At 36.8% G+C, this 13,678-nt stretch carries 13 protein-coding genes; 9 read left to right on the top strand and 4 right to left on the bottom strand.

Features of this window, described 5'->3' with window-relative positions; translation table 11 throughout:
- Positions 1 to 6: 6 nt before the first annotated feature.
- The 4 genes from CHRYMOREF3P_RS09580 to CHRYMOREF3P_RS09565 all read right to left on the bottom strand — a co-directional run bounded on the left by CHRYMOREF3P_RS09580 (position 7) and on the right by CHRYMOREF3P_RS09565 (position 2,657).
- Positions 7 to 612: a fumarylacetoacetate hydrolase family protein gene (locus CHRYMOREF3P_RS09580; protein WP_180564489.1), complete on the bottom strand. Its 606-nt coding sequence runs from the start codon at positions 610 to 612 to the stop codon at positions 7 to 9.
- Between the two features lie 90 nt (positions 613 to 702).
- Positions 703 to 1,101 carry a putative signal transducing protein gene (locus CHRYMOREF3P_RS09575; RefSeq protein WP_180564488.1) on the bottom strand — a complete coding sequence of 133 codons (399 nt, stop codon included), beginning with the start codon at positions 1,099 to 1,101 and terminating at the stop codon, positions 703 to 705.
- A 2-nt stretch (positions 1,102 to 1,103) separates the two neighbouring features.
- The gene (locus CHRYMOREF3P_RS09570) at positions 1,104 to 1,868 is read right to left on the bottom strand and encodes a 3'-5' exonuclease (RefSeq protein WP_077419146.1); all 765 of its coding nucleotides are present in this window, start codon (positions 1,866 to 1,868) and stop codon (positions 1,104 to 1,106) included.
- A 75-nt stretch (positions 1,869 to 1,943) separates the two neighbouring features.
- On the bottom strand, positions 1,944 to 2,657 hold the full coding sequence (locus tag CHRYMOREF3P_RS09565; protein WP_077419147.1) for a CDP-alcohol phosphatidyltransferase family protein: 714 nt from the start codon (positions 2,655 to 2,657) through the stop codon (positions 1,944 to 1,946).
- Between the two features lie 89 nt (positions 2,658 to 2,746).
- Between CHRYMOREF3P_RS09565 and CHRYMOREF3P_RS09560 the strand changes: the two genes are divergently transcribed.
- The 9 genes from CHRYMOREF3P_RS09560 to CHRYMOREF3P_RS09520 all read left to right on the top strand — a co-directional run bounded on the left by CHRYMOREF3P_RS09560 (position 2,747) and on the right by CHRYMOREF3P_RS09520 (position 13,641).
- Positions 2,747 to 4,675 carry an LTA synthase family protein gene (locus CHRYMOREF3P_RS09560; protein WP_180564487.1) on the top strand — a complete coding sequence of 643 codons (1,929 nt, stop codon included), beginning with the start codon at positions 2,747 to 2,749 and terminating at the stop codon, positions 4,673 to 4,675.
- Positions 4,676 to 4,825: 150 nt separating this feature from the next.
- Positions 4,826 to 5,245 carry a DUF2147 domain-containing protein gene (locus tag CHRYMOREF3P_RS09555; RefSeq protein WP_077419149.1) on the top strand — a complete coding sequence of 140 codons (420 nt, stop codon included), beginning with the start codon at positions 4,826 to 4,828 and terminating at the stop codon, positions 5,243 to 5,245.
- A gap of 239 nt (positions 5,246 to 5,484) precedes the next feature.
- Positions 5,485 to 6,465 carry a pyruvate dehydrogenase complex E1 component subunit beta gene (locus CHRYMOREF3P_RS09550; RefSeq protein WP_047378880.1) on the top strand — a complete coding sequence of 327 codons (981 nt, stop codon included), beginning with the start codon at positions 5,485 to 5,487 and terminating at the stop codon, positions 6,463 to 6,465.
- Positions 6,466 to 6,579: 114 nt separating this feature from the next.
- Positions 6,580 to 8,574, top strand: a complete 1,995-nt coding sequence (locus CHRYMOREF3P_RS09545) for a KUP/HAK/KT family potassium transporter (protein WP_077419150.1) — start codon at positions 6,580 to 6,582, stop codon at positions 8,572 to 8,574.
- 65 nt (positions 8,575 to 8,639) lie between these two features.
- Positions 8,640 to 9,113, top strand: a complete 474-nt coding sequence (locus tag CHRYMOREF3P_RS09540; protein WP_047386665.1) for a Fur family transcriptional regulator — start codon at positions 8,640 to 8,642, stop codon at positions 9,111 to 9,113.
- A gap of 3 nt (positions 9,114 to 9,116) precedes the next feature.
- Positions 9,117 to 10,856, top strand: a complete 1,740-nt coding sequence (locus CHRYMOREF3P_RS09535) for an OstA-like protein (protein WP_077419151.1) — start codon at positions 9,117 to 9,119, stop codon at positions 10,854 to 10,856.
- 271 nt (positions 10,857 to 11,127) lie between these two features.
- A complete protein-coding gene (locus CHRYMOREF3P_RS09530) occupies positions 11,128 to 12,033 on the top strand; it encodes a hypothetical protein (protein ID WP_180564486.1) in 906 nt (301 codons plus the stop codon).
- A 1-nt stretch (position 12,034) separates the two neighbouring features.
- Positions 12,035 to 12,862, top strand: a complete 828-nt coding sequence (locus CHRYMOREF3P_RS09525; RefSeq protein ID WP_180564485.1) for a hypothetical protein — start codon at positions 12,035 to 12,037, stop codon at positions 12,860 to 12,862.
- Positions 12,863 to 12,864: 2 nt separating this feature from the next.
- Positions 12,865 to 13,641, top strand: coding sequence for a hypothetical protein (locus CHRYMOREF3P_RS09520; RefSeq protein ID WP_077419154.1), 777 nt, complete (start codon positions 12,865 to 12,867; stop codon positions 13,639 to 13,641).
- The last annotated feature ends 37 nt before the right edge of the window (positions 13,642 to 13,678 follow it).

Below are 13,678 nucleotides of genomic sequence, written 5' to 3'. Positions count from 1 at the left end.
AAATACTTATAATATTCGGATATCAAGGATTTTTTCCTCTTCGAGATAAGCCTCCAGAATATCATTTTCTTCTACCTTTCCAACTCCTTTTGGAGTTCCGGTGAAGATAAGGTCACCCACTCTTAATGTAAAATACTGAGAAACAAAAGCAATGATATCATCAAAATTGAACATCATATCTTTTGTGTTACCATCCTGTACCTTTTCTTTGTTCTTTAATAATGAAAACTGAAGATTATCAAGAGTAAAACTTTCTTTTTTAAAGAAACTGCTTACCACAGCAGAACCATCAAAACCTTTGGCAAGCTCCCACGGAAGTCCCTTTGATTTTAGCTCACTCTGAAGATCTCTGGCTGTGAAATCTATTCCCAGACCTATTTCTTCATAATGCTTGTTTGCTGTTTCTTTCTGAATATATTTTCCTCCCTTGGAAATTTTTAATACCACTTCAAGCTCGTAGTGAATATCATTTGAGAATTCTGGAATATAAAAATCATTTCCTTTCAGAACCGCTGTATCAGGCTTCATAAAGATAACAGGATTCTCAGGAATTTCGTTCCCTAATTCTTTTGCATGCTCACTATAGTTTCTTCCTATGCAGATAATTTTCATAACTCTTTTTATTTATTTTTTTGACTTCGCCATTGCAAGAAACGAAGTAATCTTTTATCAGATGGGGTAAAGTGTATTAATTCTTATTGATTAATGGGTGAATTCATTCCCGCAATAATAACATTTGAATTTATGACTCGTCAGAAAAGAAATTCCAAAGAAACTGGTTGCGCTGTCATCTCTGTAAATATGATTAGAACCACATTTTGGACATACAAAATCAAACTCAGGATCTTCAATAGTGTGTTCTACTTCCAGCGAATACTGTTCATTATCCTTATAATCCTGTAATGCTTGTTTGGCTTTTTCCAGATCTTCTTCAAATACCTGAAGCTGTATACCGCCTACGGCCTGCGACAGAAGCCAATCCGATTGGATTAGCTGTTCATTCGCAATGAAGCTGTTGATATTATTTTCAGCCAATATCTGCTTGTCCCTGTTAGCTTCAAGGGCAGTTTCATAAAATTTAAAACGAACGAGATCAGACATATTTAAAATCTGCTTGAGAGTTGAATTTTTGTAAAAACCTTCTTCGTATACAACGGAAAGTCAGCATTCTGAAGCCATCCGAAATATCCTAAATCTTTTTGAAATACAGCTTTCACACCCTGACCTTTATATTTTCCAAAGTTGAAGACTTCTTCCATTTTTTCGTTATATCCGATAAATCCGGCAAGATCTGCATTCTTATTATGGAATGTAAACTCGCTTAGCGGTGCTATCTCATTCGGAATATCATCATATTTTCCTACTTGTGCATCCAGAACTTCAAAGGTTGCCATTACATCAGCTTCCGCAGAATGGGCATTTTCCAATGTTTTTCCACAGTAAAACTGGTAAGCAGCGCCTAAGTTTCTAGGTTCTTTTTTATGGAAAATAGTCTGTGCATCTACCAATCTGAATTTACTCAGATCAAAATCCATTCCTACTCGTAAAAGTTCTTCAGCCAAAAGCGGAACATCAAATCTGTTGGAATTAAATCCTCCCAAATCACTTCCGGTAATCATTTCCATAATTTTAGAAGCAATGTCTCTGAAGGTAGGAGCATCCTTAACGTCTTCATCATAAATCCCGTGGATCTCACTGGTTTCTTTAGGAATAAGCATTTCCGGGTTGACGCGCCATGTTTTGCTTTCTCTGGAGGCATCAGGATTTACTTTTAAAATACAGATTTCAACAATTCTGTCTTTTCCGATGTTGGTTCCTGTTGTTTCAAGGTCAAAAATACAAAGTGGTTTATGGAGTTTTAAATTCATGTTGATCATTAATAATTTGAAAATGTGTTTTACTTAAAATAAGGTGATAAAAACCTTATGTAAATTCTTTAATTTTTATTTTAACTGTCCCTGAAAAACAAGGGAGACTACTATATAATAAATAACGAGCATTGGGATTCCTACTACCTGGAATATCGCAAGAATGGCAATTCCTCCTACCAGTAATACTACTTTAGGATAGTTGTCTTTCAATTGTTTGGATTTGAATTTCATGGCCATCATTTTAATCGGGCTGATCAGAAGCCATGACGTAAGAAGAGTCAGTAAAATCAGCAATAGTTCATTATCGAACAAAAAGCTAAAAGTTCCGGTTTCTTTAAACGCATAGTAGAGACCAAACAGTAAAACAGTATTGGTAGGCGTATTCAATCCTTTGAAATAATAACGTTGCTCTTCATCAAGATTGAAGATAGCAAGTCTCAGGCATGAAAATACGGTAACAATCAATCCGAGATACTTGATTTCAAACGGAAAGTGAATGCCAAGAAGCTCAGCACCAAAGGGCTCAAGAGCTTTATACATCGTAAGTCCGGGAATTACTCCAAAGCTTACCATATCCGCAAGAGAATCCAGCTGAAGCCCAAGATTGGAATTTGATTTTAATGCTCTCGCTACAAAGCCGTCGAAAAAATCGAAAATCGAAGAGAGAATAAGGCAGATTGCAGTCGTCTGATAATCTCCTAAAATTAGATGTATTGCTCCTATACAGCCTGCAAATAAGTTAGCCAGGGTTAAGGCATTGGCCAGATTATTCTTTATAAAATTCATAACCACAAAATTACAGTTTTTAGAAATTCTAACTCAAAATAATCTGCACTAAAAAATGCATTAAAGTGATTTTGATGTAAATTTGCTCCATGAAATTTTTAAAAGGATTGAGAAAACAGGAAGTTCTGGCATTGGTTTACAGGATTTTTTTGGCCTATTTTTTTTATCAGATTGCCAGACTTTTATTCTGGTATTTTAATAAAGATCTGATTAAAGTTGACTCTGTTTCAGAATATATAAAGCTGGCCTTCCATGGTACAGCTTTCGATACCACAGCTATTTTATATGTCAATGCCTTGTTTATACTCCTTAGTCTATTGCCTTTGGTGATCAATACAAAAAAGGTTTTTCAAAAAATTCTCTTTTGGCTGTATTTTATCACCAACGGGATTGCTTATGCCATGAATTTCGGGGATTTTATTTACTATAAATTCTCACAGGCAAGACTTACCTCTGCCGTATTTCAGGTGGCTGAACATGAATCCAATGTTTCCCAAACGCTGATGATTTCCGTAGGAGAGCATCCTTTTGTGTTGATTTGGTTTGTTGTTTTAATGGGATTGTGGGTTTTCCTTTACAAAAGAATAAAAGTAGAAGATGTTAAGCCTGTGAAGCTGCTTCCTTATTTTATTACGTCCATTATTACTTTGTGCCTCACTGCAGTTTTGGTTGTGGGAGGAATCAGAGGCGATTTTAAACATAGTACCAGACCTATTAATATGGTAGATGCTACCCGTTTTGTAACAAATCCATTGCAGGGAAATATGGTACTCAACAGTACATTCTCCTTTTTCAGGACTTTAAATACCAATAATTTTAAGGAAGTTCATTTTGTGGATCAAAAATATATTGAAGAAAATGTACAGCCTTATAAAGTATATGACAGAAAAGTTGAAAATCGTCCCAATATTGTTATTTTCATTGTAGAGTCTTTCGGGAGAGAATATTCCGGAGCTTTTAATAAAGATAAAAATATTAAAGATTACGTTTCTTACACTCCGTTTATAGATAGCCTTGCTGGCCAGAGTCTGATTTTTCCCAATACTTTTGCGAATGGAAGACAGTCGATTCACGGGATGAGCAGCGTGTTGGCCGGAATTCCGAGTCTTACTGACGCTTTTACCGGATCGCCTTATTCCAACCAGAAAATTCAGTCTATTGTGTCTGTTTGTAATGATCTGGGGTATGATACTTCTTTTTATCATGGAGCACCAAATGGTTCTATGGGATTCCTTGGATTTGGAAATATTTTAGGATTTAAACACTATTTCGGAAAAACAGAATACAATCATGATGAAGACTTCGACGGAATGTGGGCGATATGGGATGAGCCCTTCCTTCAGTATTTTGCTAAAAATGTCGGGAAGAAACAACCTTTCATGACTACGGTGTTCACTGCTTCATCACATCATCCTTTTAAAATACCTGAAAAATATAACGGTAAATTTAAAAAAGGGAAAATTGAAATACATGAGCCGATGCAGTATACGGATTATGCGATCAAACAATATTTTGAAACCGCAAAAAAACAGCCCTGGTATAACAATACGATCTTTGTTTTCACCGGAGATCATACCAATCAGGTGTATTATCCTGAATACGAAAGAGCGATGAACCGTTATGCAGTTCCATTGATTTTCTATTCTCCGAATCCTGAATATCAGTTAAAAGGAGTGAGCCAGGAAATAGCACAGCAGGCAGACATCTATCCTACATTGGCGGATCTTATAGGATACAACAAACCAATCAGAAGCTGGGGCAGAAGTTTGGTAAGTGATAAAAAATATCCTTTTATAATCGTAAATTCAGATGGAAGTACAGATCAGTTCATGATTGGAAACTATATTTATCGTTTTGACGGAAAAGAAATCATCGGAGTATATGCTCAATCTGATCTGAGCCTTGAAAAAAACCTTCTAAATGAGGTTAAAAACCCTGAAGTTGAAGCTGGAAAGAAAACGGCAAAAGCCTGGTATCAGGATTATATGGATAGGGTGATTAACAGAAAGCTCAATTAAAACAAAAAGTATAAGAGGTGAATCAGCTTTTTATTTTTATACACCTCTTTATGCTTTGTATAACAAAAGTTTTTGTTCGTTGAAAATTAATTTATATTTTTATCAATACGTAGATAAGAATATTGTATAAAAATTAAAACTATAAGAAATATGAAAAAATTATTGTTAACGTTCGCGCTTTCTTTGTTTAGTGTACTCACGTTTGCGCAGATAGAAGGTAAGTGGAGAACAATAGATGATGAAACTGGAAAACCAAAGTCTATTGTTGAGATTTTTAAAAAATCTGATGGGAAATACTATGGGAAAGTTGTTCAGTTGCTGATCACTCCAGAAAACCCTAATTGTGTTGAATGTAAAGATGACAGAAAAAACAAACCTATTTTAGGAATGGAAGTGATTAGAGGACTTTCAAAAGACGGGAATGAGTTCAATGGAGGGACCATTACCAATCCAAAGAATGGTAAAACATATAAGTGTTTTATCATCAGAAAAGGAGATAAACTGACTGTAAAAGGATATATTGGAATATCTCTTATTGGAAAAACCCAAACTTGGGAGAAAGCTAATTAATTTAAGTTTAAATAGAATTTTAGATGACATTTCAGAAATGAGATGTCATTTTTTGTATGCAAAAGAATTACTTGGAATTTCTTCATAGCTTTAGATAAACGGCAAATAACTGTATAATCACGAAGAAAAACCGTTTTAAATAAAATTAATATTAAAGCTTTCCATTCAAATGAGAAGCCTTTTTATGATGTGTATAATAAAAAAACACTATTTTTGTAGTCTAAATTTTTCGAATAAATATGGCAGAATATACTTTTCGTGAGGTAATTGCACAGGCAATGAGCGAGGAAATGCGTAAAGACGAATCCATCTTTTTAATGGGGGAGGAAGTTGCAGAATACAATGGTGCTTATAAAGCTTCAAAAGGAATGCTTGATGAGTTTGGTCCTAAAAGAGTAATTGATACTCCAATTGCAGAACTTGGTTTTACAGGAATTGCTGTGGGGGCTGCGATGAATGGTAACAGACCAATTGTAGAGTATATGACATTCAATTTCTCATTGGTAGGAATTGATCAGATTATCAATAATGCTGCAAAAATCCGTCAGATGAGTGGTGGGCAATGGAACTGTCCGATTGTTTTCCGTGGACCTACGGCTTCTGCAGGACAATTAGGAGCTACCCATTCTCAGGCTTTTGAAAACTGGTTTGCAAACATTCCCGGCCTTAAAGTAGTGGTTCCTTCAAATCCTTACGATGCGAAGGGGTTGTTAAAAACTGCAATTCAGGATAATGACCCGGTTATTTTCATGGAATCTGAGCAGATGTATGGAGATAAAATGGAAATTCCTGAAGAAGAATACTACTTACCATTAGGAAAAGCAGATATCAAGAGAGAAGGTACAGACGTTACTTTGGTTTCTTTCGGTAAAATCATGAAGCTGGCTTTACAGGCTGCTGAAGATATGGCTAAAGAAGGAATCTCTGTAGAGGTTATTGACCTTAGAACAGTTCGTCCTCTTGATTTTGATACTATTCTGGCATCAGTGAAGAAAACAAATAGATTGGTTATTTTAGAAGAAGCTTGGCCATTTGCTTCTATATCTTCTGAAATTACTTATATGGTACAGCAAAAAGCATTTGATTATTTAGATGCTCCTATCAAGAGAATTACTACTCCTGATGCACCTGCACCATACTCTGCAGCATTATTTGCAGAATGGTTCCCTAAGCTTGAAAAAGTAAAAGAGGAAATTAAAAAAGCGATGTACGTAAAATAGTTATAGAGAAAAACTTCCGAAAGGAAGTTTTTTCATTTATTATATTCATGAAGAAAAATTCTTGACGTCATAAAATTAGTATAAATTTGCGCCTTTAAAATAAATTAAGCTGATATGGCAGAAGTTACAGAAGATGGCTACCACTTCGACATAAAGAAACTTTCCTTTATTGGAGTTTTAGTGTCTCTAGGAATTGTTTTTGGAGATATTGGTACCTCTCCGCTTTACGTAATGAAAGCAATTGTGAATGCAAGATTCCAAGGGAGTAATATGCCTTTCAATGAATACATAGAGGGTGCTCTTTCATGTATTATTTGGACGCTTACCCTGCAGACCACAATAAAATATGTAATCATTGCTTTAAGAGCAGATAACAAAGGTGAAGGAGGTATTCTTGCTTTGTTTTCACTAGTAAAAAACCTTAAGAAAGGATGGTTGTATCTCATTGCTATAGTAGGAGCAGCCGCTCTTATTGCAGACGGAGTAATTACACCATCGCTTACCGTAATGTCGGCCATTGAAGGGCTTGAAATTTATAACCCTCACACCCCGGTTGTACCTATCACTATTGGAATTCTGATTGTAATTTTTGTAGTACAACAGTTTGGGACCAGCTTTATCGGGAAGTTTTTTGGCCCTGTAATGGTTGTCTGGTTCCTGGTATTAGGTGGTTTGGGAGTAATGCATTTGAGCGAAAATTTTGAGATCTTAAGATCTTTCAATCCTTACTATGCTTACAAACTTATTGTCAACTCACCAAGTGCAATTGTTATTTTAGGTGCTGTTTTCCTTTGTACAACAGGAGCAGAAGCGCTTTATTCAGACTTGGGACACTGCGGTGCAAAAAATATCAGAGTAAGCTGGGGATTTGTTAAAGTGATGCTTATCCTAAACTATCTTGGGCAGGGAGCATGGCTTTTGACTAATTACAACAAACCTGGATTTTCTGTAGTAAACCCGTTCTTTGGAATTATGGAAGAATGGATGATCATCCCGGGAGTAATTTTAGCAACAGCCGCAGCAATTATTGCCAGCCAGGCATTGATTACAGGTTCTTTCACCATATTCTCAGAAGCAATGTCTCTTAACTTATGGCCGAATCAAAAAATTGATTATCCTTCCGGAGTTAAAGGACAGATGTATATTCCAAGAATCAATTGGGGACTTCTTATTCTGTGTATTATTGTCGTTCTGCATTTCAGGGAATCCGGAAAAATGGAAGCCGCTTATGGACTTTCCATTACAGTTACCATGCTGATGACAACAATCCTGCTGGTATTCTGGCTACTGAAACAAAGAGTAAGCAAAATATTGATTTTATTTTTCGCGTTTGTTTATATGGCTATTGAACTAGGTTTCTTCAGTGCCAATATTATCAAATTCCTGGAAGGAGGTTGGATCACAGTTGTTTTGGCTGGTTCTATCGGACTTTCTATGTATGCATGGTATAACGGACGATTGATTAAAACAAGATTTATCCAGTTTGTGAAAATAGAAAAATATGTGTCTATCCTTAAAGACATGAAACTGGATGAAACCATTCCGAAATATGCTACAAACCTGGCTTATCTGAGCAGAGCAAAAAGAAACGATGAAGTAGAATCAAAAATCATCTATTCCATCATCAAAAAACAACCGAAAAGAGCAGACCATTATTTTATCCTGAGTATTGTAAACCAGGAAGATCCATATACTTTTAAATATACAGTAGACGAAATCCTTCCGGGAACAGTATATAAAATCAACTTCCTTTTAGGGTTTAAAGTAGACCGAAGAATCAATGATTACTTCAATATGGTCCTTAAAGATTTAATGGCTGATGGAACCATTCCTTCAAGAAGCAGCCATCCTTCTTTAAGATCTCATGAGATACCGCCGGATCTTAAATATGTGATCATAGATAACACCTATATCAACGATATCCTTTTAACTGTTAAACAAAAGATTATTCTTAACATTTATAACTTTGTGAAGTATATCGGAAGTGATGACTTTAAGGCTTGGGGAGTATCTTCTCACAACGTTGAAGTTGAATCTGCACCAATCACAGAATTAACAGTCTATGATAATAAGATAGAGCAGTCCGGATATTTCCGCCACAACTCTTAACCCACTAGTATTAACCATAATATCTATTTAAATAAAATTCAATAAATTTGTAGATAATTTTTTTAATGGATACAGTACAAAAAGAAAAAAATATAGCTTTGATCAAGGATGTTTTAAGAAACTACTTATTAGAAAAAGGGTTCAGAAACACACCTGAAAGATATACGATATTGGAAGAAATTTATAATATGGATCATCACTTCAACGTTGATGATCTGTATCTTCTGATGATGCAGAAAAAATATCATGTTTCCAAAGCGACGATTTACAACACTATTGAAATTTTCCTTGATGCAGGCTTGATCCGTAAGCATCAGTTCGGAGAAAAGACATTGACCTCTTCATCTTATGAGAAGTCTTATTTTGACAAGCAACATGACCACCTGGTGATCTACAAAAAAGACTCTGACAAAGAGATTGAAGAAATTATTGAATTCTGTGACCCAAGAATCCAAGGAATCAAAGAAGCCATCGAAGAAGCGTTTGGCGTAAGAATTGATTCTCATTCGCTATATTTTTATGGCACTAAGAATGACTAATTAATGAGAATAATCCTTTTTCTGCTAATCTTTATTTCTACGCTAAACTTTGCGCAGGATAAAACACCCGTGAAGAGAGATCCGTATTTGCAGAATCCTTCAACAGGTCAGCCTAAACAGATGAGACCTGAAGATAAAGTAAAGATCATCCACGCAGACGAAATTAAGAAAGACCCTGAAAAATACGACGGGAATCAATATTTTACCGGTCATGTTCAGATTGAACATCAGGGCTCCATTCTTACTGCTGATGAAGTCGTCCTGTACAATGAAGAGAATTTTGTAAAAGCAATAGGCAATACAAGACTTCAAAATACTGATGGCTCTGTAATCACAGCAGGAGAAATGGAATATGATGCCAATACCCAGAAAGGTGTTGCCAGAAAAAATGTGGTCTTAACTGACCCCAAACAAACAATAAAAACAGATATTCTGTATTATGACAGACTGGCTAATCAGGCTTATTTTAATACAGGAGGAACCATCTCTGATGGGCAGAATGTAACCTACGCCAAAGTAGGAACTTACTTCCTCAATACACGAGTGGTAGACCTTACCGGGAATGTGAAAATAGAAACGCCTCAGTATATCATTGAAGGGCCCAATATCAAGCAGAACCAAAATACAAAAATTGCAGATTTTAACGGTCCTACAACCATTACCAGCAAAACCAATCCCCGAAACAGAATCTATACGGAGAGAGGAACCTATAAAATGGATTCCAAGGAGGCTTATCTAACTAAAAACTCCAGGATCTTTTATAATGAGAAAATCCTTACCGGCGATGATATGTACTACAATCAGATTTCAGGGTTTGGTAAAGCAACCGGAAATGTAACCCTTGATGATCCCAAAGAAAGAAGGTATATAAAAGGAGGCTACGGAGAGATTTTTGAGAAAAAAGACTCTGCGATGATGACGAAAAATCCTTATGCCGTAAAAGTGATGGAAAAAGATTCCATTTATTTTGCAGCAGAAAAAATAATCTCCTATCAAAGACCGGATTCACTGGATATCAAAGTTAAGAAAAGCTACTTAAGAGCCTTTAAAAAAGCTCGTATTTATAAATCCAATGCACAGGGAAGAGCAGATTCTATTGCTTTCAATGAAACAGACGGAGTTATGCATATGTACACCAGCCCGATTCTTTGGAGTGGTGAAAAACAGGTAACCGGTGATAAAGTAGAAGCTTACTTTAATACCAAGACAGAAGATATAGACTCATTAAAAGTAATCGGAAATGCCTTTGCCATCAGTAAAGTAGATTCACTTACTCTCAAAGATGAATTCAATCAGGTGAAAGGAAAATTCATGACGGTTTACTATGAGAAAAATGATATTAAAGAAGCTAGAGTAGTTGGAAATGCTCAATCTATTGTCTATGTAGATGATACCGATCAGGAAACTAAAAAGCCGGAAAGAATAGGTATTACCCTTTCTACCTGCGGAATTATCGGAGCATTATTTGAAGAAAGAGCCCTGCAGATTATTTCATGCAGTATTGGAGCAAATTCAGATACCTATCCGATGAGTAAAATAGAACCGGCACGAAGGAAGTTTCCCGATTTTAACTGGAATACCAAAGACCGGATCCGGAAATGGCAGGATATTCTGGTAGACAGCCCGAATAACGAAGAAATACAGTATACCGCTGACAGCGAACTCTTCGATAAAGCTCAGAAAGCAATTGATGACGAAAAAGCCAAAGAAGAAGCTAAAAAGCCTAAGAGAGTTCGAAAATAATAACGGATATTTTTTACAAAAAATAAAAAATCACCATTCTTTCAATCAGAAATGGTGATTTTTTTTTATATAAATGGCTCTTTTTTTAAAAAAAATAATTATAAATATTGTTTTTTTTGCATCATCCAGTCTCTACCTGATACTTAATTCCTTTTAAAACCGGGATTTTTTACCCCGATTTTTTATTTAACATTTTTTTTTATTTACGTTATCATTTCAATTATAATATTTTATAAATTTAGAATACCAACAATGATAAAAAAAACAGAAAATGAAAATCAATTATTCCCTGTTGGCTCTTATATTTTGTCTTATAAGGGTCAATGCACAAGTTGGGATTTCGAAAGTTCCTAATTTTCAACCAGACAACAGAGCACTTCTGCATGTAAAACAGGACAACAATGCGGCACGGATGCCGAGATCCAACACTGCAGCAGTCCTGCCGGCATCAGCTGTCGGTACCACCGGAAACGGTACCCAAAGTTCCATTATTTTCAACAGAGAAACCGGAAGCATTGTACAGAATGACGGAACCACCTGGAAAATTTCAGATCCTATCGTAACGACCATGAAGAACAATAAAATGGCGCGTTTCATACGATCAGGTACGGTTACAACCAGCTGTGGAACGTGCGGACTCGCATGCGCACTTACGGTCAGAACCTGTACAGCGGCTAACGTCAATTTCACAACAGCTATCCCGAGCTTTAATGAGATTGCTACTGATGTTTCACTGGATGCTGCCACCAGCAATGTAATTAATATTAATACCAGAGGACTGTATAAGGTTTCATTTAAAAGTGGAGCGCTGGATATCAGTACACCGCTGTGTATCGGGGTGATTATTAACCTCAGATCGAAACTGGATCTTGAGATAAGTACGGTGTCAGATCCAACCTGGAGACCTATTAATAACACCACCAGCGGTTCCACAGCAGGAGCTCTTTCTGTTACAACCCTTCTTCCGGGTTCTATTGATGTGGGTCAGTCTCTGGCATTTACTTATGTAGGAGCCTTCAATGCAGGAGATAAATTAAGATTGACGATGGGTGGAACCCAGGATATCGGTACAGGGGTCTGCACAGGAGCATTAGGCGGAAATAATATGTTTTTTGCCATGTCAAAAACAGGAAATGCGGTTTCTGAAATTATTGTTGAAAAAATAAATATGCAATAAGATGAAAAAGATAATATTACTTGTTGTGCTTATTTTCCATTACACTTTAATAGCACAGGTGACCATTGGTAGCGATATTGTTAGCAACCGGAATATAGTGAAAGTTCAGGACGGTGTGAAAGGGGTCATTCTTCCCTATTCAAATACACATACGGCCTTCCCAAGATATAATGCTTCCGCACCGGATTTATTTGATGATTATGCTAACCTTGTAGGGAGTCTTATTTATAACAAGACTGATGAACAGTATTATAAATACGACGGCTATGCCTGGAATCCTGCCAGACAAATCCAGGGGATTTATCAGCTAAGGGCATCCAGACTGGGAATTTCTGCAGGGATTACCATTCCCTGTATCTCATTTGGAATTGGATTCTGCTTTGCCGGAGGCTCACCTGCCTACCTTGCTGCCGATAACAGAAGCCAGGTTCTTGTAGATAATTTACTGCTTAAGAATGCAAGCAACGTTACTGTTAAAACAGCGGGGATCTACGATGTAGGAGTTGCTCTTGTTTTTACGGGTGGAAGTTTTGGAGCCGTTGCAGGAGTTACTGAATTTAAACTCACATTGCAGGTTAAATACACACCTGCTTCAGATTGGGAAACCGTAGTGTCAAAGACCAATTATTCCATTGTGTTCATTGTGGATACCCAGGGTAATAAGACATCCAGTTTTGCACAGACTATTTCTCTTCCGGTGGGAGCAGAGCTCAGAGTGGTTCCGGCCATCAGTTCCACTGCCATTTCAGGAGGTGCATTGGCAGCTTACGGAACAGATACAAATTCGGCCAGCTCATATCTTGCGGCACGTTTAATTAAAGCTTACTAATCATGAAAAAATATATTTTCAGCTGTTTGATACTCATGGGCAGTCTATACAGCGCACAGGTAAATTTCACCAATATTCCCAACCCGGATTCCAATGCGAGCGGAAATGATCAGGTGATGATGTACATTACCAATACAAATGAGGCATCCGGCGTCAAAGGTTTTGGTCTTCCTGCGGTAGATACAGAAGCGTTACTTCCCTATACAGGAGGCAGTGCACCGGTAACGGCCATCGAAGAATTAAAAGGAATGCTTCTCTTCGTTAAAAGTACGGGACAGGTAATGGTTTTTAACGGATTGGTATGGAGTAAGGCTTTTGAAGTGGAGTCTGATAATATTTCTAGATTTCAGCTTAACGCCGTCTCCACCACCACAGGATCTGTATTGCTTCCAATCAATTCTCTGATTGATAAACCTAATTTTCTTGCTGATCCGCTTAAGCTTAAAACCAATGTAGCCACATCCGGAGCCAATCTCAACAGGTTATACATACGCCAGACCGGTTTATACAGAATTAACCTGAACATCACGTTTACAGGACCGGCAGGCTCATTCAGCAGCAGATTAGGAGCAGGACTCTATGTAAATGATGCACAGAGATTCCAGCTGCTTGAAAATACAGTGAATTTTGACGGAACGAACAGAAAGATCAATCTTGATTTCTCGGTTTATGCAGTGCAGGGACAGTATATCACATTGGAAGCCGTTTCCGAAGTGGGAGGAACCACTTCTTATACTGTAACCAATAACAGCTTTGTAACTATAGAAAAAGTACTGTAAGAACAGTCAGAACTTTTTAATATTGATAATCCATTAC

Source organism: Chryseobacterium sp. JV274, assembly GCF_903969135.1.
Taxonomy (GTDB): Bacteria; Bacteroidota; Bacteroidia; order Flavobacteriales; family Weeksellaceae; genus Chryseobacterium.
Note: the sequence above shows the minus strand (reverse complement) of the source record. Positions and strands in the feature narration are given on the sequence as shown.